Source organism: Mucilaginibacter sediminis, from assembly GCF_051903035.1.
Taxonomy (GTDB): domain Bacteria; phylum Bacteroidota; class Bacteroidia; order Sphingobacteriales; family Sphingobacteriaceae; genus Mucilaginibacter.
Map to the genome: position 1 here is coordinate 6,251,351 of NZ_CP170602.1, position 20,264 is coordinate 6,271,614.

Genomic DNA, 20,264 nt, shown 5'->3' on the forward strand with positions numbered 1-20,264 from the left:
GTATAGTGCAAATTAAATAATTAGTTAATTAACGGCCATTGTTTTATTAATATGTTTATCCCTTATGTGTTAAATGAAACACTCGGCTATTTTTACAGGAATTGTCTAAAACTTAAAGATAGCTTTATATTTTCTGCAAATAAAACGCATAATAAATTTGGATTAAATTTTAATGTTGTTATGTTTGTACATATTATTATCAATGCCGTATAACAGTGTTATTATATCCTAAAATTACTTTCATTTATAAAATAAACTCTGCATGAAAATACTTTTGCCTTTTTTTATCACGCTTTCTACGCTAATTGGCTTATCTGCCAGCGCTCAAACAACCGGTAAGGCGGCGCTTGCCAAAGCTATCATTGCCGATGAACGGTTAGATACTATCCAGGCGATGGCTTTAAAATTACTTTCGGGCTTTTCTGCAGGCACATCCTACAACGAGGTTTGGATTCGCGATTTTAATACTTTTATTAAGGGATCGCTCCGGGTACATCCTAAGGATGAGGTTAAAACAAATATACTACTATTTTTTAAGATTCAGGGTGACGATGGTAATATAGTTGATGGTGTGGTAGATAGCGCCAAGGCAAACGTGGGCTACAAATACCGCTACTCGCCTTTATTGCGTGGCTGGGCGGCCCATAAGAATACGGTGGAGACTGATCAGGAATCATCGTTGGTGCAGGCTGTAAAAAAATATATTGATGTTACCGGCGATAAAACCATTTTGAATGAAGTGATAGGCGGCAAAACAGTATTGCAGCGTATGGAGGATGCTTTTATATACCTGCAAAAAGACCGCTGGTCGGCAAAGTATGGCTTGGTAACCGGCGCCACCACCATTGATTGGGGCGATGTGCAGGCCGATGGCGGCTGGGGTGTGGCTATAAACGATAAAACCAAATGGGCTATTGATATATATGATAACGCCATGTTTGTGATGGCCCTGCACGATTTTGTGGCCATGCAGCCTAAAGGATACAAAGCCAAACAAAACTGGGCGCTGGTAGCGGCTAATGTTACCAAAAACGTGCGTAAATACCTGTGGGATAGCAAGGAACAAAAGTATATCCCTCACCTGTACCTGAATGGCAGCCCCTTTGCGCCCGATTTTAATGAAAAAGAGATATTGTATTTAGGCGGATCGATATGCGCTATACAGGCTGGTTTTAATACCCCGGCCGAGGTTAAAGAAATAAACCGCCAGATGGTGGCTGCGGCAGCTAAAGAGAAGCATGCAACTATCGGTATTACCGTTTACCCGCCATACCCAACAGAGCGCTTCCCGAACATGCATTCCTATGACTATCAGAATGGCGGCGACTGGACATGGTTTGGCGGCCGCATGATAGCTCCCTTACTGTCATACGGTTACTCCAGGGACGCTTATGCCGAGTTATCGCCCATGCTGGATAGGGTTATTGCCAACAACGGCTTTTTTGAGTGGTACGATGTACGAAGCGGCGCCCCAAAAGGCTCAGGCGATTTCAGGGGCGAGGCTGGAGTGCTTTACGATGCCATTACCGTTTTAAAACAGTGGGCCGCTAAAAATAAGTAAGAGGCTGATTACCAATAGAAAAGATCGTCATTACTTCGTACTTACCCATGAAGTGTTGGAATTTACGAAGACATCCGATTGAACGCTGGCTAAGACTCACCCGGTCGAGGCTACACCCGACCACCCTCTCTTCACCTGCGGTGGAAAGAGGGTTTTGTGGTTAATTAGCTTTTATTCAGCTATTTATTAAGGATATCGTTCAAAACCCTCTTTGCGGCTTCAGCCGGAGAGAGGGTGGTCGGGCGTAGCCTCGACCGGGTGAGTCTTCGCCGCCATGCGATATACGTCATTGCCACTTTCATTGTTTCGTGAAATTTTATCACTCCCAATGACGCATGATTGAAAGGCCGCAAAGCGGCCTGTTTTGCGTTATGCCTTTTTGCCCCCCTCACATGCAAAAACTTATCAAGGATGGGTAATTTTTAAGTGGTTAATTCTAATTTTTTACGAAAAAAGTGCGAGAAAATTCAAAAAAGCTACAAAAAATTACAACCTCCTTTTTTTGTGCCTATTAATGCCGGTTTCCCTGCTTCATCCACCCATTTTTAATGCTTCTTTTTAAAATATTTTATAATGTATTAACATTTAATAAATATGTTCGAATGTTTGTTGTTGGAATTGACATTATGAGCACCTAAATCATTAAAGTAAAGGGTAAAAGTGACGTTTTAAGCACTCATTAGCAATTTGTTAAAATTTTATTGGAAAAAAATTTGTTTTTGTTATTTTAATATGTAATTATGTACATACAAATACTATATAATTTTAACTTTACTCAAACCCATTATGAATGAAAGAATTTTTACCTATTTGAAGGTGAAGTACCTTTGTTGCTTACTGTTTTTATTGATGCTGGGGAAAGTATCCCTGGCGCAAACGGCATTTACCGTGAGCGGCAAGGTAACCGACAATAAAGGGTTAGTAATGCCCGGCGTAAGTGTTGCCGTAAAACATACCAAAAGCGGTACCATTACCGCGGTTAGCGGCGATTACACCATTAAGGTGCCCAACGCCACCGATACGCTTGTATTTTCGTTTTTGGGCTATGCCAAACAGGAGGTAGCCGTAAACCAGCGGCACACTATTAACGTGGTTTTGCTTGACGATAAAAACGACCTGAACGAGGTGGTGGTAGTAGCGTACGGTACCCAGAAAAAGGAAAGTATGGTTAGCTCTATCACTACCATTAACCCTAAAGAGTTAAAGGGGCCAACCAGCAACTTAACCACCATGCTTGCCGGCCGTATTGCCGGTTTAATTTCGTACCAGCGCAGTGGCGAACCGGGGGCAGATAATGCTTCGTTCTTTATCAGGGGGATAACCTCGTTTGGCTCGGGTAAAATCGATCCGCTGATATTGATTGATGGTATGGAATCAACCACCAACACGCTTGCCCGCCTTCAGCCCGATGATATTGCCGGGTTTTCTATCCTGAAGGATGCGGCAGCTTCATCACTATACGGTGCGCGTGGCGCCAATGGCGTTATACTGGTTACTACCAAATCGGGCAAAGTGGGCGATACAAAAATGAATGTGCGGTTTGAAAACTCAACCTCGTCAAACACGCAAAACTTTGCCCTGGCCGATAATATCACCTACATGAAATTATCAAACGAAGCTGCCCTTACCCGCAACCCGCTCTCGCCGTTGCCATACACGCAAAACAAAATTGATCATACCATAGCCGGGGATAATCCGCTGCTTTATCCCAGTAACGACTGGATTGGTTCGTTAATTAAAAACTACACCAATAACCAAAGGCTTAATTTAAACATCAGCGGCGGCGTTAACCGGGCGCAATATTATATATCGGCGTCGGCCAATAAGGATAATGGCGTGCTAAAGGCGCAAAGCGGTAACAATTTCAACAACAACGTAAGCCTTAAAAGCTACGAGATCCGGTCGAACGTTAATGTAAAGCTTACCTCAACTACCGAGGCTATCGTACGCACATCCGGCGATTTTGATGATTATAACGGCCCAATAGGCGGTGGCGGCGCAGTTTTCGGCAGCGCGCTAAATGCTAACCCCGTGTTGTTCCCGGCAACCTTCCCCGCATCTGATCTGCCTTTGGTGAAGCACCCTTTATTTGGTAACGCGCCAAGGGGTTCAAACGGCGATGTTTATGATAACCCTTTTGCCGATATGGTATCGGGATTTCAGCAGTACAGCACATCAACCCTTAATGTACAGTTGGAAATTAAACAGGACCTGAAATTTATCACCGAAGGCCTTTCGGCAAGGGCCATGGCTTATACCCAGCGCTATGCTTACTTTAACCTGAGCAGGCAGTATACGCCGTTTTATTACGCGGCCAGCCCCTCGGCTACCGATCCTAAGGGGTATACATTATCATTACTGAACGAAAAATCGGCTACCGAATACCTTAACTACAACCAGGGCAATAAAATAGTAAACAGCACCAACTATGCCGAGGTTGCCCTAAACTATAACCGCACTTTTAATAAGGTACACAATATAAGCGGCCTGCTCATTGGTATCCAGCGTAATTATGTTACGGGTAATGCCGGCGAATTGCAATCGTCGCTTCCTTTTCGCAACCAGGGTGTTAGCGGCAGGCTAACCTATGGTTATGATAACCGTTACCTGTTTGAAACCAACTTTGGCTACAACGGATCGGAGCGTTTTGCCCGCAACAACCGTTTTGGCTTTTTTCCGTCGGTAGGCGTTGCCTGGAATGTTAATAATGAAAAGTTTTTTGAGCCGCTATCACACACCATCACCAAGTTAAAATTCCGCGCCACTTACGGTTTGGTTGGTAACGACCAGATTGGCAGCGTTAACGACAGGTTTTTTTACCTATCCAACGTAAACCTTAACGATGGTACTTTCGGATCGTACTTTGGCGAAAACTATGCCTATAACCGCCCGGGCGTTTCTATCTCCAGGTATGCCAATGATGGTATCACCTGGGAAAAATCAAAGAAAACCAATATCGGGATGGATTTGGGTTTGTTTGATGCCCTGAATATAACCGTAGATGCCTATCATGAACGCCGCAGCAATATTTTAATGCAGCGGGCATACATACCTACAACCATGGGCCTTACCGCCCCGGTGAGTGCCAATGTGGGCGTAGCCGAAGGCAAAGGTGTTGATTTTGCTATGGATTACAACAAAAACTTTGGCAGCAGCTGGCTGCAAATGCGGGGCACATTTACCTATGCCGCCAGTAAGCTACTGGTAAACGAAGAGCCTGCGTACCCGGCAAATGAACAATACCTGTCGCGCGTGGGGCAGTCATTGGGCGAAGTGTACGGCCTTGTTGCCGAGCGTTTGTTTGTTGATGACGAAGACGTAAAAAACTCGCCCAAGCAAAACTTTGGCGAGGTTAGGGGAGGCGATATCAAATACCGCGATTTAAACGGCGATGGCCAAATAACTGCGCTTGATATGATTAACGGCCTTGGTTACCCAACCACGCCCGAAATTATTTACGGCTTCGGCTTCTCATTCGGCTATAAAAACTTTGATATCAGTACATTTTTCCAGGGATCGGGCCGGTCGTCATTTTTTATCGATCCTACGGCAATTTCGCCCTTTGTTGCTAACGGCGCTTACCAGCACGGCTTGCTTAACGTAGTTGCCAATGATCACTGGTCTGAGGATAACCGGAACTTATATGCTTTTTGGCCAAGGCTTGGTTTAACACAAAATACCAACAACAACCAGCCATCCAACTGGTGGATGCGCAACGGGGCCTTCCTGCGCATGAAAACCGCCGAATTGGGGTATAGTATTAAAGATAAAACCTTAAAAAGGTTCCATATATCGGGCTTAAGGATTTATGCCAATGGTACCAACCTGTTCCTCATCAGCGGCTTTAAGCTTTGGGATCCTGAGCAAGGGAGTAACGGGCTTGGTTACCCGGTTCAAAAAGTGTTTAACGTGGGGATAAATGTTCAACTGTAAATCCTGCTAAAATTTAATCGAGATGAAATTGTTAACTATATACACCCGATATTCAGGCCTTTTAGGTCGAAAATCTATGGGCCTTGCCTTGTTGCTGCTGATAGTGGCAGGCATGCCGTCCTGTAAAAAAAGTTACCTTGATGTGGTGCCCGATAACGTGGCAACCATTGATAATGCCTTTGCCAACCGCAACGAGGCCGAAAAATATTTGTTTACCCTGTACTCGTACCTGCCGCAGGAAGGGCATCCCGATAAAAACCCCGCTTTCAGCGGTGGCGACGAGGCCTGGACCTACTGGCCCATGACGGAAGATTTCTTTTACCTTGACCCCTATAACATTGCCCGCGGTAACCAAAACCGGGCCGACCCTTACATGAACTATTGGGATGGCTATGATGGCAAATCGTTATGGCAGGGCATAAGGGCATGTAATACCTTTTTAGATAATTTGGATAAGGTAACCGATTTGCAGCCCTACGTTAAAGCACGCTGGGTAGCCGAGGCCAAATTTTTAAAAGCATATTTTCACTGGTACCTGTTCAGGATGTATGGGCCAATACCCATTATGGATAAAAATATTTCCATAACCGCTCCGCCAGAGGAGGTTAAAGTATACCGCCAGCCGGCCGATTCGGTAGTGAATTACATTGCCCGACTACTTGATGATGCTGCCGCAGGCGATGATAACACCGGCTTGCCAAGCGTAATTACCAGTGCATCAACCGAGCTTGGGCGGGTTACCAAGGTGGCGGCGCTTGCCATTAAAGCGCGCGTGTTGGTTACCGGGGCCAGCCCATTGTTTAACGGCAATAACGATTTTGCGGGCTTAAAGGCCAATAATGGCAAACTGCTTTTTAACCCGCAGTATGATGCCACCAAATGGGCAAGGGCCGCTGCCGCTTGTAAAGTTGCCATTGATGCTGCCGCGGCGGCGGGGTTAAAGCTGTATTATTTTACGCCGGGTATTACCGCTGTTGATGATGTAACCAAGGTAGAAATGAACATCCGCAATTCGGTTTGCGAAAAGTGGAACAGCGAACTGATCTGGGGCTTAACATCAAGTGGCAACCCAACCTTTTGGTTACAGGAGTTTGCCATTCCGCAGCTTGACCCCAACAACATCAATCTTGATTTAAAAGGCAAGCTGGCGCCGCCGCTAAAAATGGCCGAGCTGTTTTACACCAAAAACGGCGTACCTATTGAAGAAGATAAAACCTGGGACTACGCCAACCGCTTTAAACTGCGCACTACCACAAGCGCCGATGCCGGTATGCAAAACGGTTACCAAACCGTGGGCCTGCATTTTGACAGGGAGCGCCGCTTTTATGCCGATATGGCCTTTGATGGCTCAACCTGGTTTATGAAAAATGGCACTTACAACGTGCAAAGTAAACTGGAGCAGTACACAGGTAAAAAGCAAAGCCGTTTATATTCCATTACCGGCTATTACACCAAAAAAATTGTGAACTGGAACCTGGTATTTTCATCTACCAACGTAACGCTCGAATCGTACCCATGGCCGGTAATGCGCCTTAGCGATTTGTACCTGTTATATGCCGAAGCTTTAAATGAATCGGGTAATTCGGCTGCTGCTTTGCCTTATCTAAACCAGATCAGGACAAGGGCAGGCTTAAAATCGGTAGAGAGCTCATGGACCAATTTTTCTACCAATCCGGCCAAATATACCAGCGTTAGCGGCTTGCGCGACATCATCCGCCAGGAGCGCGGTATCGAGATGGCGTTTGAAGGCAGCCGCTTTTGGGACCTTCGCCGCTGGAAAACCGCGCCGCAGGTATTAAGCGCGCCAATTTACGGCTGGGATATTTTACAAAGCAGCTATGAAGATTATAACCGCAGGGTGCTGCTGTACAGCCCCAGGTTTGTGGCCCCGCGCGATTATTTCTGGCCAATTAAAGAGTACAATTTGCAGGTTAATCCAAACCTGGTTCAAAACTCTGGATGGTAATTAAAATGTAAATGATGTCGGAAAAAAATTATATCCATCTAAAATATAAGATAATGAAAAAGATATTATTAATGTGCCTGGTGAGTTTGGCTGTACTGGGCCTAAACTCCTGTAAGCAGGATAAGCTTGAGCCTGTTACAAAAGATGGGGTTGCGCCGGGGCCGGTAACCGGCGTAAGCGTCGAGAACCTGCATGGCTCGGCAAAAATAAGCTATGCCCTGCCTAACGATGCCGATTTGTTATACATCAGGGCAGTGTACACCACCAAACAGGGCGCCGTGCGCGAAACCAAGGTGAGCCGCTATAACAGTAATTTAACGGTAGTTGGCTTTGGCGATACCGATGCTTATCAGGTTACGTTGTATGCGGTTGATAAAAGCGAGAACGTATCGGCCCCAACCGTTGTAACGGTGCACCCTTTAACGCCCTCGGTGAGCCTGGTGCGCGATAGCCTGGTGGTATCGCCCGATTTTGGCGGCATCAACGTAAAATTTGTAAACGCTACCGAAGAAAGCCTGGCTATTGTTGTGCTTGCTAACGATTCGCTTAAACAATTTGTGCCCATCAACACCGATTATACCAGCCTTAAAAAAGGCGATTTTTCAACAAGGGGCCTCCCGGCAACGCCTACCAAATTTGGCATTTTTGTGCGCGACAGATGGGGCAACCTTTCAGATACCCTTATAGTAACGGTAACCCCATTGTTTGAGCAATTGCTTGACCGTACAAAAATGAAAGGCATAGTTTTACCTACCGATGCCCCGCTTGGCTACGGCGGCAACATAGCCGGCCTTTTTGATGGCAATGTAAATGATGGTTATTACCACACCGGTGATGCATCGCGGATGCCGCAGCAATTTACTTTTGATATGGGGGTAACCGCCAAACTGAGCCGCCTGGTGTGGTTCATGCGTCCGGGTTTCTTTTATACGCTGCACAACCCAAGGGTGGTTGAAATATGGGGATCAAACAACCCTAACCCCGATGGCAGTTACGACAGTAGCTGGACGCTGCTGGTTTCGCATACACAAATCAAACCGTCAGGCTTGCCCGAGGGGCAGCTTTCGCAGGCTGATATAGATGCGGCGCTTGCTGGCGAAACCGTAACCTTCCCGCTAAATACACCCAAAGTACGTTACATCAGGTTCAAAACATTAAAAAATTGGTCAAACGGATCGTACGTCAATTTTTATGAGCTGATGATGTACGGGGATGCCCATTAATTAACTATTTAAAGAGACGAGTTTTATGAAGACGATAAAATATTTTGCCCTCCTGTATGTGCTTGGCCTTATTGCCGGGTTAAGCTCCTGCACAAAAACAACGGGCGATGCTTACAAAAAATATGAAAAGGGCGGAGAGATTACTTACCCCGGCCGGGCAGATACCATGCTGGTACATGCGGGGTACAACCGCGTACAATTAGCAGTAGTTTTAGGCAACGATCCGCTGGTTACAAAAATCAGGGTATACTGGAATAACCAGGTCGACTCTACTGATGTAGCTGTAACGCATTCGGGCGGTAAGGACACTGTTAAAGTGATTGTTCCTAACCTCACTGAAGGCAACTATAATTTTACGGTATACACGTTTGATAGCCAAAACCACAAGTCGGTGGTTATTAACGGATCGGGTATAGTTTATGGCCCAAGCTACCTTACATCATTAACCAACAGAACGTTAAAATCGTTAACTGAAAGTGCCGATGGCAATAAGATAGAACTGAGCTGGGGCGAACCTGCCGGCGGAGAGTTAGGGGTGGAAATTAATTATACCGGGCAAAACGGCGCGGCCCGCAAAATAGTGATACCGCCAACCGAAACCGGTACCGAACTGCCCGATTATAAAGAAAGCACACAGCTTACCTACAAATCATTATACAAGCCCGATTCAACCGCGTTTGAAACGTTTTCGCCCCCGGTATCAACAGTTACTTTGCCAAAGTTTGAAAGGCAGCTTGATAAATCAAAATTCGCCCTGGTTACTTTACCTACCGATGTAGATGAAGGCGGCTACGGCTGGCTGCAAAGCTACCTGTGGGACGAAAATTATAACCCGCCGGGCTTTGCCACGCAATCTATCATCCCGTGCTGGTTTACATTTGATAGCGGGGCATCAGCATCCATAAGCCGTTTTAAAGTTTGGCAGGCAAATGACAGGCTGTATAACCTGGAGAGCGTGAAAACCTTTGAACTGTACGGTAGCAACAGCCCATCTTCAGATGGTAGTTTTTCCAGCTGGACAAAAATAGGCTCCTATACTTCGGTAAAACCGTCGGGCTTGCCACGGGGACAAAACACAGCCGCCGATATCGCCTTTGCATTGGCCGGCGAAGAATTTACCGTGGCCAATGGTACGCCCAAATTCAGGTACTACAGGTTTAAATTACTCACTAACTGGGGCGGCGGCAATTTCATGACGATGGAGGAAATTGCGTTTTATACCCATGATCGTTAATTGCCGACACAAAATATTAGGGGGGTAAACAAATAGCTATTCGGCATTCGCCGGGTGGCTATTTGCTTGTAACGGGTAGCTCAGTTATTTAAATGTTAACACGTAAACAACATAAGTTTTAAGATCAGCCCGAATCTCATAAATCCCTCGTCTTAAAATAATTCAATGCTGTTTTTAAGCTATCCAACCTTGCCGGGCTCATGTGTTTTACAGGCAGATCAATGGTGGTAGCCATCGAGTCAAGGTCGCCCTTCGGGTCTTCGTAGGTTTGTACAATAATATCGTCGGTTAGGGTGCTTAGTTTAAGAATTCCGGTGGTATCGCTGCCCAGGTATTCTACATTGTTGAGGCGGTGTAAATTAAACGAAAAATACTCTTGCCTGTCGTGTTGATAAGTTTTCCTTAAACGCAAAAAATAATCGTTGGTAAGTGTTAATTCCCACTTTTTCAGTGCAATATCCGGCGGCGGGTTAAACGACTCGGTAAGGCATTTATTGCTCCAATTAAGCCATTCCTGATCGCCCATACCCGGTTTAAAACCGTAAATAAAGCAACTGGAGGCCAAAATTGCTATAATTACCGCAGCTTTTTTTATTAACAGCGAGATTGATGTTTTCATGACAACAAAATGTTACCCTAAGTTAATAAATTGATATTTTTGTAAATGGAATTTTCTCAACACTCAAGAGTTTGGATCTACCAGGCTGATAAAAAATTAACCGACGATGTGGTGCAACAAATTCAGCAGGAACTGGATAAATTCACCACCGGATGGACTGCGCACAACAACCAGCTAAAGGCTAAAGGCGAGGTACGGTATAACCGTTTTTTAATACTGATTGTTGATGAAAGCCAGGCAGGCGCCAGCGGCTGCTCTATCGATAAGTCAGTTCATTTTATGCAGAATATCGGGCAGCATTTCAACATCAACCTGTTCGACAGGTTTAACCTGGCCTACCGCGATGGCGAAGAAATTTTGTCCCTGCCCCGCCATGCTTTTGAGGATATGCTGAAACAGGGCAAAATAAATACCGAAACTATTGTATACAACAATATGGTACAAAACCTTACCGAACTGGAAACCAAATGGGAGGTGCCGTTTAAAAACAGCTGGCATATCCAGTTGTTCAGGGATTTGGTTAATGGCTGATAATTGTTACCGCTGTTTCGGGCCGTTAAGCACGTTTTGTATTAAAAACGGCATCAATTAACCCTATCCAATCGCACCGGCTTTTCACCTGGGAAATTAAATACTAAATACTTTTTGCCGTCTTCTGTTTTAAAATTGATGTCGGCTTTTTCATCTTCATACATAAAAAACGAATCTTTGGCATAAGGTGCAAATTCCTGGGGCAACTGGTCGTTTTGTTTAAAGTATAGTTTACCTCCCGACAGGTACACTTTAAACGTGTCTTTTTCATCGCCGGCTACCTTGTAATTACCGCTATACGATTCAAGTTCCTTTGCAGTTAGCAGTATTGCTTTATGCTTTTGGCAATACGCAAATGCTATGGCATTTTGCATTACCTGTGCCAGGGCAGCACCATGGTTTGCGCCCGGGGTAATAGCAAAATCAATATCCAGGTTTTTGCAGTTTTGCTTTTTCATGTAAGCGGTAAACTGCTCAATGTTTTTTGCGTTTTCATGCTCATATGATCCAACACCTAAAAACACCCGGCAATTAAGGTCGGTATGGGTTGTAAAGTATTTTTGTGCCGATGGCATTAGTTCCCTCCCGGTATTACCGGGAGCGCCTATAAATATCATATTAAACAAACCAGGATGGTTAAACAATACCATAGTGGTAAACATGCCCCCAAACGAGTAGCCATATAAAGCCTTATTATCATTAACCCTGTATTTGCTTTGTATAAAGGGTATTACCTCCTGCTCAATAAACGATATGAATTTTGGCCCGCCGGTTTCGGGGTTAAGGTCGCGGTTGCGTTTGTTTGGGCGGTTGCCGTAACCTATGCCTACTATCAGCGCTTCGGTAGTTTTATAATCCTGCCTGAGCATGTTAAAGCAATTCATGGCAACGGTCATGTTCCAGTCGCCATCTGTCATGTACAGTACCGGGTATTTGGTTTTTGTGGTATCGTATCCCGGCGGGAAATGCACATAAATGGTATAATCTTCGCCAATGGTTTTTGAGGCGTAATCCCACGAAACCATATCCTTATCAGTAAAGGGGCTGGGCGAGGTGGTTTTTTCCTGGCCGAAAACGGTACTAACAGTAAAAGCCAATATAATGATTCCTGTAAATAATTTGAATACGCTTATAGTCATAGTTTTATATGATTTGGTGTAACGGAATTACCTGCTTTAGCTAAGATGCAAAATATCTCTTAAACGTTGCAAGCCGGTTGCGATTTAACAATTTGTTACTAAATTTATTTTATGGAACAATACGATAGCCGCGTTGATGCTTTTATTGAAAAAGCCGCCGATTTTGCCAAACCAATACTGGAGTATATCAGGGAAATTGTTCATGAAACATCTCCGTTATTGATGGAGACCGTAAAATGGGGCTTCCCGTTTTTTGATTATAAAGGCCCGGTATGCCAGATGGCTGCTTTTAAAGAGCATTGTTCATTCGGTTTTTGGAAGGCAACATTATTGAATGATCCTCATAACGCATTAAGCATCGGAGATGGTTCTGCCGGCAGCTTTGGCCGGATAACTAAAATAGAAGATTTGCCTTCGAAGGAGATTCTACAGGATTTTATCCTGCAAGCTATTGCCTTAAATGAAAGTGGCAAAAAAACACCCGAAGCAATAAAAAAGGCATCGGCCCCCAAAACCGAATTGGTTATCCCCGAATATTTTACTGAGTTTTTGAAAACTTACCCCAATGCCAGCCTTAACTTTGATCGTTTTAGCTACTCGCATAAAAAGGAATATGTAGAATGGATTGTAGATGCTAAAAGCGAGACTACCCGTCAGAAGCGTATGGAGACCGCGGCTGAGTGGCTTGCCGAGGGCAAATCGAGACATTGGAAGTATAAATAATCTAAGACAGTTTTTCAGGCCAAATTCATTTTATTAACAATGTTTTATAATGTATGGGAAGTAAAACGTACATAATTTCCAAAGAAATAGCGGATACTCCAACTGATATCAACTTTGAAATCATGGAAGGCGTGTATTGTTTCAGATTCTATGCGGACTATTGGGAAATGCAAAATTTCCTTTCTATATGTAAAGTTATTACTGATATAAACGAGGTCTATCTTTCGTGTTCTGTTCCTTTGATTGAGTTAGTACACCAGCTTCAAATAAAAAATTATTTGATAGAATTTGAGAATGACTTTGCTGGAATACCTGATGAGTCAGGATTTATTATTCCTGTTTCAAACGGAATAATTTTACATAAATTTATTGTAGACGAAGACAACGATGATTTTGCTGCATTAAAACGTGCTTATAATGCTGTAGGATTAGAATATCCTTAATGCTTATCTAAGAGCAAGTTTGTGCATTGGGCAAAAGGGCTGGCTTGGCTAATTTGTGTTATAAAGATAGCTAACTAATATTCCCCCTTGAGGGGGGTAGGGGGGCTTAAAAATCCAATGGCCCCAGCCTCTTCATGTTTTTCATGATCAGGTACTGCCGGTGTTTTAAATACCTTGTAGGGTTTGTGGCCGACCATTTAAGCGGACTTGGGAATATTACTGCTATGGCAGCGGCTTCGTGCCTGGTTAGTTCCGATGCATGTTTATGAAAATAGGCCTGCGATGCAGCTTCGATACCGTAAATACCGTCGCCCATCTCAATCTCGTTCAGGTACATTTCCATAATTCGTTTTTTGCTCCAAAAAACTTCTATCAGCACGGTAAAATAGGCCTCGATGCCTTTGCGCAGCAGCGAGCGGCCTTCCCACAGGAAAACGTTTTTAGCTACCTGCTGCGATATGGTGCTGCCACCTATAAGTTTTTTGCTGTGCGCGTTTTTTTCAATTGCCTTTTCTATGGCATGGAAATCGAACCCATGGTGCTCTAAAAAGCTTTGGTCTTCGGCAGCCACGGCGGCGCGTTTCATATTGTCAGATATCTCATCAAAGCTAACCCATTGCTTATCTATTTTCCAATCTACGCCCCGTGCTTTTTGCTGAAAGCCACGCTCAATCATCAGCCAGGTAAAGGGCGGGCGTACAAACCGAAACAACAGCACGCCAAATAAGCTAAGCCCGAAAAAGAGGATAAACCCCAGTTTAAAAAACCGGAAAACCAGTTTAAAAACACCATTAAACCTGCTTTGGGATATCGAACTTTTTTTACCCGGCTTTGAATTGGATAATTTTGATGAGTTGTAATTGCGCTGCACTATTGTAATAAGTTTCTATAAAAATGAAAAGGTGTTTTGCATTGCAAAACACCTTTTAAAATTCTAAATTTTTTCTGACAATCCGAAACTGCGAAGCATTCTTGAGTACCAATTAAAATAATAATTAATACACGAAAAATCAAAAATCCGAATTCCGAAATATAAATTACTCAGCTACTACCGAGAAAGGAACTTGCACCTTAACTTCTTTGTGCAGGTTAATGTTTGCGATGTAATCACCAACAAACTTAGGCTCCTGATCAAAGGTGATACGGCGACGGTCAACATCAAAACCTTCTTTTTTCAATGCATCAGCAACCTGGATGGTATTGATAGCACCGAAGATTTTTCCGCTTTCACCGGCTTTAGCGCCAATGTTAAGTTTAACGCCTTCTAAACGGGCTGCAATTGCATCAGCATCCTTGCGGATTTTTTCTTGTTTAAACTGAGCTTGTTTCAGGTTTTCAGCTAAAACTTTGCGTGCGCTTGGTGTAGCTAATATGGCGAAGCCTTTAGGTAAAAGGTAGTTACGGCCATAACCTGGTTTAACGTTTACTACATCGTCTTTATCACCCAGGTTTTTTACATCTTGTTTTAAAATAACTTCCATTTCTTAAATCTCCTATTATTTTAATGAATCTGTAACGTAAGGTAATAAACCAATGTGGCGTGCACGTTTAACAGCCTGGGCCACTTTACGCTGGAATTTTAATGAAGTACCAGTTAAACGGCGTGGTAATACTTTACCCTGATCGTTAATGAACTTTAATAAAAAGTTAGCGTCTTTGTAATCGATATACTTAATACCATTCTTTTTAAAACGGCAGTATTTTTTACGGTTATCCTCCACTTTTGGAGCGGTAACGTATTTAATTTGTTCGTTTGCCATTATTTTGAAGCCTCCTCTGTTGCTTTAGGTTTCTTGTTAAAGGCACCGCTGCGTTTTTTGTCGTTGTACGCAACAGCATGCTTATCTAAAGCAATGGTCAGGAAACGCAAAACACGCTCATCGCGCCTTAATTCAACCTCCAATTTGTTAATTAATTCACCCGGAGCCTTAAATTCAGTTAAGTGATAGTACCCTGTAGTCTTTTTTTGAATAGGGTACGCTAATTTTCTCAAACCCCAATTATCCTCCTGGACAATTTCGGCTCCGCCATCAGTTAAGATTTTGCTGAACTTGGCGTTAGCCTCGGCAGCAACTTCTACTGATAACAACGGGGTTAGAACGATCACGATTTCGTACTGTTGCATTATTATACTTTGATTTTTAATTAATTACCCGCTATTACGGGGCTGCAAATGTAATTAATATTTTATTATTTTCAAAGCTATAATTATAGTACTTTAAGGGCATTAAAATAAAGCATTAATAAACGTACACATGACCAAATTTTTCACCCTGATTGCATTATCTGTTTTGTTTATTGAGGGAGCAAAAGCCCAAACCGAAGCCCTTGCAACCCAAAAACAACTGACTGACTCCATTTGTAACTGCCTTACCAAGACTGATATTAGTAAAATAACTGATAAACAGCAAGCTGTAGGCGTTTTTACCGATTGCTTTTCGAAAAAAACCGATCTTTTAATGAAACTGGCCGATGAGAAAAAAATAAATCCCAGCGACCAACAGGCCATGCGGCAAATTGGTATTGATATTGGTAAAGATCTGTTTAAACAAAACTGTGATGCCTTTACCAAAATATCGGTAATAATGGCTAAAAGTGAAGAAAGTAAAGAGGAAGGGAACGGCACAACTGAAGGCACATTTTTGCGCATAAACCCTAAAGGGTTTAATTATTTAGTTATAAAAGATAACAAAAGTATTGAAAGATCATTTATATGGCTTGAGCACTTCGCGGGATCAGAAAAATTTATGAGTGCAACCGGGCAGCTTGTGGGTAAAAAATTAAAGATCGGCTGGCACGAAATTGAAGTTTATATGCCCGAGGCAAAAGGATACTACGCTGTTAAAGAAATTCTCTCGGTTGACTTTCTTTAACCCATTCTTTACTCGCAAAATAAGTTTCTTACTCTTTGTAATGCATACCACATTAATTACTTTACTATATGATCATAATTGCAGCACAATCGGCAATTACCGAACGTGAGGGATTATTAATCGAAAAAAAAATCGCCCTGACATATTTTGGCGGCGGCGATGATGATATTGAAGGCGATTGGGATGACGAAGACGACGAAGATTTTGACGACCAACTGGATGCGGAAAGCGACCTGCGTGAAATACAAACGGGCAATGATATTGACGAACCCGGCCCCGAAGATGATGACCACCTGCCTGATGATGATTTGCAATAAAAGCTTTACATACTATCAGAAGTCCGTATCAAACATGTCGGCAAACATATCTTGCATCATGTTTTGCATAACAACATCTTTCGTCATCATCAATTGATCCTTAAACCACCCTTTGGGCCTCTTTTTTGAGTTTGCGAGTGTTGATTTGAGTATTTCTACCTGTTTTTCGATATGTCTGCGGCTTGCTGCGAATTTCTGCGGACTAAACTTGCCGTTTTTGTCAATGAAATCTGCAATGGCTGTGCCGCTGGTAAAATGGGTTTCGTGTATGGATGCATTTAACTCTTCCAATTGTTTCGTTAATAATTTAACATATCGTTTAAGCATATCATCGGCAACCGAAGCTGCATCAGTTTCATTATCGTCAATATAGGTTATCTGCAATTTTAATAGTGTAAGAAAGTCATTTTCCTGATAGGCGCGGGTTACCTGTTTTATAATTTCTGTTTTATGGTTTCTCGCTTCCTCGTCTGTCTCCAGATCGGGATGGAACTTTTTGATGAGGCGCATATAAATACTCCTGGCATCATTTGCAATCCGGTCGGTTTCGTCCACTGCCCTTTTGTTTGCTGCTTTTGGGCTGTTAACTGCGCTTTCGGCGTCCGTAAAGTCCTTCGGATTACTATTTATATGTTCAATAAATTTTTCTTTGTATGCTTCAATAAATTCTTCCTGGCCCTTTTCTAACAGTTCTTTAATGTTTATCTCAACGCCTAACATTGTGGCCATTGATTTCGCTGCTTCAATCAAATCTTCATCGTTTTCCAGGTCATCCATCGAAACCTCGGCGTATTTTTGAAATAAAGCCGATAAAACGGTGTCTTGATGACCAAAAGTATTTAGCAATTGCTGAAGTTCGTTGGTCATGTATGATTGAAGGTATTCTTTATTGAGTTTCCCCACGCCAAATTCTGTTGCAAGTTCGTCTAAACGTATCAAAAAATCGCGTAAAAGCAGCTGTAGCTCATGATCCATTGGTGCTAATTCGGTTTCAATTTTAGCGTAAGCTTTTCGGAGCCCTTCCTGAAGATTAAGTTTAAATTGTTTTTTCTTCTCTATATCAGCCAGCAATTTTTCGTATTTTATATAGGCTTTTGAACGTTTTACCTGTTCCTGATCTTTAGGAGCTTTAACGAGTTTCATATAAATGGGCAGATGTGGGTAGAAATGTTTTATCAATTGTTGGTTACTGCAAAAAGCTCATCCAGGTTTAATACAAAACCTGGCAACACAGGTGTTGTTACTTCGTCGCCAGTAGTAAGTAACCGCGATGCCTGGTAGCTATTTCCGATCAGGCTATATCTAAGAAATGTTTTTTCGGATGGATGGATAATCCAGTATTCAAGCACGCCATTTTCCTCGTAAACTTCATATTTGTTTTGCAATTCCTTTTTATTGTTGCCGGGCGATAAAATTTCGACAACAATATCAGGAGCTCCCAGGCAGCCACGCTCATCAATCTTAGCAGGATTGCAGATAACACAAATGTCGGGCTGAACTACCGTTAGTATATTCTTATTATCTTTTTTCGATCTGGTTGTTAACCGCACATCAAAAGGGGGGTGGAAAACTTTGCAGGGTTTTCCTTTAAGATAATTATAAAGTTCGTTAAAAATAGCGCCAGATATTAGTTGATGAGCAGATCCCGGAGCGGGACTCATCCTGAAAATTTTCCCTTTAATCAACTCCAATCGCTCGTCAAAAGCCCACTTCAGGTAGTCGGCATAAGTGTACGTTTTGGAAATATCTAAGTCTGCTATCTGCATTGATCATTAAATCTTATTCAAAAATACTGATTTTATTGATTTGTCGTATCCTTTCAATCCAAATCAAAATTTTACCAACAGCACCTTAAACAATTCTAATTTCTCATTAACTTAGCAGCTGTGGATAATTTCATTGTTTCGGCCCGTAAGTATCGCCCGGCTACTTTTGAAACCGTTGTTGGTCAGCAGCATATAACCAATACGCTCAAAAACGCTATTAAAAACAACCAGCTGGCACAGGCATTTTTGTTCTGTGGCCCGCGTGGTGTGGGTAAAACTACGTGCGCCCGTATACTGGCCAAAACCATTAACTGTACTAATTTGCAGCAAAATGGCGAGGCTTGCGGTGAATGCCCAAGCTGCAAAGCCTTTGAAAACGGCAACTCTTTTAACGTTCACGAACTGGATGCTGCATCCAATAACTCGGTTGATGATATCCGCAGTTTAATTGAGCAGGTGCGCATACCGCCACAAGCTGCCCGTTACAAGGTTTATATTATTGATGAGGTGCATATGCTATCGCAGGCGGCGTTTAACGCCTTCCTGAAAACGCTGGAAGAACCACCTCATTACGCCATATTTATATTGGCTACTACCGAGAAACACAAAATACTGCCTACTATATTATCCCGTTGCCAGATATTTGATTTTAACCGCATCAGGGTTGATGATATGGCCGGCCACTTGGGTGCTATCGCCGGCAAAGAAAACATTAGTTATGAACCCGATGGCCTGCATATTATAGCCCAAAAAGCCGATGGCGGATTACGGGATGCGTTATCGATGTTTGACCAGATCGTAAGTTTCTCTGGCGGTAAAGTTACTTATCGTTCGGTTATTGATAACCTTAACATACTTGATTACGATTACTATTTTAATATAACAGAAAGCCTGCTTAAAGAGGATACGGCCAAAGTACTGTTATTTTTTGACGAGATATTGTCGCGTGGTTTTGATGGGGCACACTTTATTGCCGGCTTAAGCGAACACTTTCGTAACCTGCTGGTGAGTAAAGATCAATCAACTTTAAAGTTACTGGAGGTAAGCGAGGGGATAAAAAACAAATACCTGCAGCAATCACAGGCGGGCTCGGTATCCTTCCTGCTATCAGCTATGAATATTGCCAACCAATGCGATATCAGTTATAAGTTAAGTAAAAACCAACGGCTGCAGGTTGAGTTGGCACTGCTCAAAATGTGTCACTTGCCTTCGGCCTTTAATTTGGCGGTAACTCCCATTACAGATGGGGGATTAAAAAAAAAACCTGATACCCCAACAATAACGCCACTGCCGGCAAATAAAGCAGCTAATGATACGCTTGTTTTAAGCGATGCGCAGCCAGTTTATAATAAGATAGCCCCTGAAGCCAACGGGCACACTGCACCGGTTACCCAGCCTGTACAGGTAAAAGAAGCTGTTGCCGAAAAGCCTAAGATTATTATGCCGCTTAGGAGTACATTAACTCCGTCGTTAACAGATACCGCCAAAACAGAAGAAGAAATACTTGAAGAAGAAGATCCTTATTTAAAAGGAGATGCCCGGGATGATTTTACCATGGATAGCTTTTTAAAATACTGGAGTGATTTTGCCGCTAAAGTTAAAGCCGATGGCAAAAAAAACCTGGTAACTATTTTTACGTCAAACGCTCCTCGGATGATAAAGCCATACGAGTTTGAAATTTTAGTAGGCAATAAAGTACAAGAAAACCTATTCAGGGAAGAGCGCCCGGGGATGCATAACTTTTTACGCAGTAAGCTAAATAACTTTACCATTGAAGTAAACGCCCGGGTTGATGAGCAAGAGGTTGTCCGTAAGCCCTATACATCGATAGAAAAATTTCAGTACATGGCTTCGCGAAATCCGGAACTGATGGAATTGAGGAATCGCTTTAATCTCGATTTTGATTAGCCAGGGTGATTTGTGGATAGTGAGTTGT

The 20,264-nt window shown here is 43.0% G+C and carries 19 protein-coding genes; 11 read left to right on the plus strand and 8 right to left on the minus strand.

The features are described from left to right. Nucleotides 1-262: 262 nt before the first annotated feature. The 5 genes from ACFGVS_RS25860 to ACFGVS_RS25880 all read left to right on the plus strand — a co-directional run bounded on the left by ACFGVS_RS25860 (nt 263) and on the right by ACFGVS_RS25880 (nt 9,917). Nucleotides 263-1,561, plus strand: coding sequence for a hypothetical protein (locus ACFGVS_RS25860; protein WP_439696164.1), 1,299 nt, complete (start codon nt 263-265; stop codon nt 1,559-1,561). A gap of 786 nt (nt 1,562-2,347) precedes the next feature. Next, a complete protein-coding gene (locus ACFGVS_RS25865) occupies nt 2,348-5,494 on the plus strand; it encodes a SusC/RagA family TonB-linked outer membrane protein (protein ID WP_439696166.1) in 3,147 nt (1,048 codons plus the stop codon). Nucleotides 5,495-5,516: 22 nt separating this feature from the next. Further along, nucleotides 5,517-7,460 carry a RagB/SusD family nutrient uptake outer membrane protein gene (locus tag ACFGVS_RS25870; RefSeq protein ID WP_439696169.1) on the plus strand — a complete coding sequence of 648 codons (1,944 nt, stop codon included), beginning with the start codon at nt 5,517-5,519 and terminating at the stop codon, nt 7,458-7,460. Between the two features lie 53 nt (nt 7,461-7,513). Continuing rightward, nucleotides 7,514-8,683: a DUF5000 domain-containing lipoprotein gene (locus ACFGVS_RS25875; RefSeq protein WP_177183905.1), complete on the plus strand. Its 1,170-nt coding sequence runs from the start codon at nt 7,514-7,516 to the stop codon at nt 8,681-8,683. A gap of 25 nt (nt 8,684-8,708) precedes the next feature. Further along, nucleotides 8,709-9,917, plus strand: a complete 1,209-nt coding sequence (locus tag ACFGVS_RS25880) for a DUF4998 domain-containing protein (protein ID WP_439696171.1) — start codon at nt 8,709-8,711, stop codon at nt 9,915-9,917. Nucleotides 9,918-10,053: 136 nt separating this feature from the next. Here ACFGVS_RS25880 and ACFGVS_RS25885 read toward each other — a convergent pair whose 3' ends face one another. Further along, on the minus strand, nt 10,054-10,536 hold the full coding sequence (locus ACFGVS_RS25885) for a hypothetical protein (RefSeq protein ID WP_439696173.1): 483 nt from the start codon (nt 10,534-10,536) through the stop codon (nt 10,054-10,056). Between the two features lie 45 nt (nt 10,537-10,581). Here ACFGVS_RS25885 and ACFGVS_RS25890 point away from each other — a divergent pair, with 45 nt between their 5' ends. Next, a complete protein-coding gene (locus ACFGVS_RS25890; RefSeq protein WP_090652337.1) occupies nt 10,582-11,067 on the plus strand; it encodes an ABC transporter ATPase in 486 nt (161 codons plus the stop codon). A gap of 53 nt (nt 11,068-11,120) precedes the next feature. Here the strand turns inward: ACFGVS_RS25890 and ACFGVS_RS25895 are convergent, their stop codons facing one another. After that, on the minus strand, nt 11,121-12,206 hold the full coding sequence (locus ACFGVS_RS25895) for an alpha/beta hydrolase-fold protein (RefSeq protein WP_439696174.1): 1,086 nt from the start codon (nt 12,204-12,206) through the stop codon (nt 11,121-11,123). A gap of 111 nt (nt 12,207-12,317) precedes the next feature. On the opposite strand from ACFGVS_RS25895, the gene ACFGVS_RS25900 reads away from it, so the two are divergent. Beyond that, a complete protein-coding gene (locus tag ACFGVS_RS25900) occupies nt 12,318-12,929 on the plus strand; it encodes a YdeI/OmpD-associated family protein (protein WP_439696175.1) in 612 nt (203 codons plus the stop codon). Nucleotides 12,930-12,982: 53 nt separating this feature from the next. Next, complete coding sequence (locus ACFGVS_RS25905; protein WP_439696176.1) at nt 12,983-13,372, plus strand: hypothetical protein; 390 nt, start codon at nt 12,983-12,985, stop codon at nt 13,370-13,372. A 106-nt stretch (nt 13,373-13,478) separates the two neighbouring features. Here ACFGVS_RS25905 and mtgA read toward each other — a convergent pair whose 3' ends face one another. The 4 genes from mtgA to rpsF all read right to left on the minus strand — a co-directional run bounded on the left by mtgA (nt 13,479) and on the right by rpsF (nt 15,497). Continuing rightward, complete coding sequence (mtgA, locus tag ACFGVS_RS25910) at nt 13,479-14,243, minus strand: monofunctional biosynthetic peptidoglycan transglycosylase (RefSeq protein WP_439696177.1); 765 nt, start codon at nt 14,241-14,243, stop codon at nt 13,479-13,481. A gap of 166 nt (nt 14,244-14,409) precedes the next feature. Then, nucleotides 14,410-14,853: a 50S ribosomal protein L9 gene (gene rplI / locus ACFGVS_RS25915; RefSeq protein ID WP_090652334.1), complete on the minus strand. Its 444-nt coding sequence runs from the start codon at nt 14,851-14,853 to the stop codon at nt 14,410-14,412. A 15-nt stretch (nt 14,854-14,868) separates the two neighbouring features. Next, nucleotides 14,869-15,132 carry a 30S ribosomal protein S18 gene (gene rpsR, locus ACFGVS_RS25920; RefSeq protein WP_022833472.1) on the minus strand — a complete coding sequence of 88 codons (264 nt, stop codon included), beginning with the start codon at nt 15,130-15,132 and terminating at the stop codon, nt 14,869-14,871. Continuing rightward, on the minus strand, nt 15,132-15,497 hold the full coding sequence (rpsF, locus tag ACFGVS_RS25925) for a 30S ribosomal protein S6 (RefSeq protein WP_090652333.1): 366 nt from the start codon (nt 15,495-15,497) through the stop codon (nt 15,132-15,134). Before rpsF ends, rpsR begins: the two co-directional genes overlap by 1 nt. Before the next feature lie 130 nt (nt 15,498-15,627). On the opposite strand from rpsF, the gene ACFGVS_RS25930 reads away from it, so the two are divergent. Together ACFGVS_RS25930 and ACFGVS_RS25935 are read left to right on the plus strand one after the other, a co-directional pair. Further along, nucleotides 15,628-16,245 (plus strand): hypothetical protein, encoded by a 618-nt coding sequence (locus ACFGVS_RS25930; protein ID WP_439696178.1) that lies wholly within the window; start codon nt 15,628-15,630, stop codon nt 16,243-16,245. Between the two features lie 68 nt (nt 16,246-16,313). Then, nucleotides 16,314-16,562: a hypothetical protein gene (locus tag ACFGVS_RS25935; RefSeq protein ID WP_439696179.1), complete on the plus strand. Its 249-nt coding sequence runs from the start codon at nt 16,314-16,316 to the stop codon at nt 16,560-16,562. A gap of 15 nt (nt 16,563-16,577) precedes the next feature. On the opposite strand, the gene ACFGVS_RS25940 is transcribed toward ACFGVS_RS25935, so the two are convergent. After that, nucleotides 16,578-17,705, minus strand: coding sequence for a hypothetical protein (locus ACFGVS_RS25940; protein ID WP_439696180.1), 1,128 nt, complete (start codon nt 17,703-17,705; stop codon nt 16,578-16,580). A 32-nt stretch (nt 17,706-17,737) separates the two neighbouring features. Further along, nucleotides 17,738-18,328 (minus strand): Uma2 family endonuclease, encoded by a 591-nt coding sequence (locus ACFGVS_RS25945; protein ID WP_439696181.1) that lies wholly within the window; start codon nt 18,326-18,328, stop codon nt 17,738-17,740. Nucleotides 18,329-18,448: 120 nt separating this feature from the next. Between ACFGVS_RS25945 and ACFGVS_RS25950 the strand changes: the two genes are divergently transcribed. After that, nucleotides 18,449-20,236 carry a DNA polymerase III subunit gamma/tau gene (locus ACFGVS_RS25950; RefSeq protein ID WP_090652330.1) on the plus strand — a complete coding sequence of 596 codons (1,788 nt, stop codon included), beginning with the start codon at nt 18,449-18,451 and terminating at the stop codon, nt 20,234-20,236. Nucleotides 20,237-20,264 lie beyond the last annotated feature (28 nt).

Bases quoted from the DNA above. Each gene is read 5' to 3' on its own strand.
- ACFGVS_RS25860 (WP_439696164.1), top strand. From the start codon at position 263: ATGAAAATACTTTTGCCTTTTTTTATCACGCTTTCTACGCTAATTGGC.
- ACFGVS_RS25865 (WP_439696166.1), top strand. From the start codon at position 2,348: ATGAATGAAAGAATTTTTACCTATTTGAAGGTGAAGTACCTTTGTTGC.
- ACFGVS_RS25870 (WP_439696169.1), top strand. From the start codon at position 5,517: ATGAAATTGTTAACTATATACACCCGATATTCAGGCCTTTTAGGTCGA.
- ACFGVS_RS25875 (WP_177183905.1), top strand. From the start codon at position 7,514: ATGAAAAAGATATTATTAATGTGCCTGGTGAGTTTGGCTGTACTGGGC.
- ACFGVS_RS25880 (WP_439696171.1), top strand. From the start codon at position 8,709: ATGAAGACGATAAAATATTTTGCCCTCCTGTATGTGCTTGGCCTTATT.
- ACFGVS_RS25885 (WP_439696173.1), bottom strand. From the start codon at position 10,536: ATGAAAACATCAATCTCGCTGTTAATAAAAAAAGCTGCGGTAATTATA.
- ACFGVS_RS25890 (WP_090652337.1), top strand. From the start codon at position 10,582: ATGGAATTTTCTCAACACTCAAGAGTTTGGATCTACCAGGCTGATAAA.
- ACFGVS_RS25895 (WP_439696174.1), bottom strand. From the start codon at position 12,206: ATGACTATAAGCGTATTCAAATTATTTACAGGAATCATTATATTGGCT.
- ACFGVS_RS25900 (WP_439696175.1), top strand. From the start codon at position 12,318: ATGGAACAATACGATAGCCGCGTTGATGCTTTTATTGAAAAAGCCGCC.
- ACFGVS_RS25905 (WP_439696176.1), top strand. From the start codon at position 12,983: ATGGGAAGTAAAACGTACATAATTTCCAAAGAAATAGCGGATACTCCA.
- rplI (WP_090652334.1), bottom strand. From the start codon at position 14,853: ATGGAAGTTATTTTAAAACAAGATGTAAAAAACCTGGGTGATAAAGAC.
- rpsR (WP_022833472.1), bottom strand. From the start codon at position 15,132: ATGGCAAACGAACAAATTAAATACGTTACCGCTCCAAAAGTGGAGGAT.
- rpsF (WP_090652333.1), bottom strand. From the start codon at position 15,497: ATGCAACAGTACGAAATCGTGATCGTTCTAACCCCGTTGTTATCAGTA.
- ACFGVS_RS25930 (WP_439696178.1), top strand. From the start codon at position 15,628: ATGACCAAATTTTTCACCCTGATTGCATTATCTGTTTTGTTTATTGAG.
- ACFGVS_RS25935 (WP_439696179.1), top strand. From the start codon at position 16,314: ATGATCATAATTGCAGCACAATCGGCAATTACCGAACGTGAGGGATTA.
- ACFGVS_RS25940 (WP_439696180.1), bottom strand. From the start codon at position 17,705: ATGAAACTCGTTAAAGCTCCTAAAGATCAGGAACAGGTAAAACGTTCA.
- ACFGVS_RS25945 (WP_439696181.1), bottom strand. From the start codon at position 18,328: ATGCAGATAGCAGACTTAGATATTTCCAAAACGTACACTTATGCCGAC.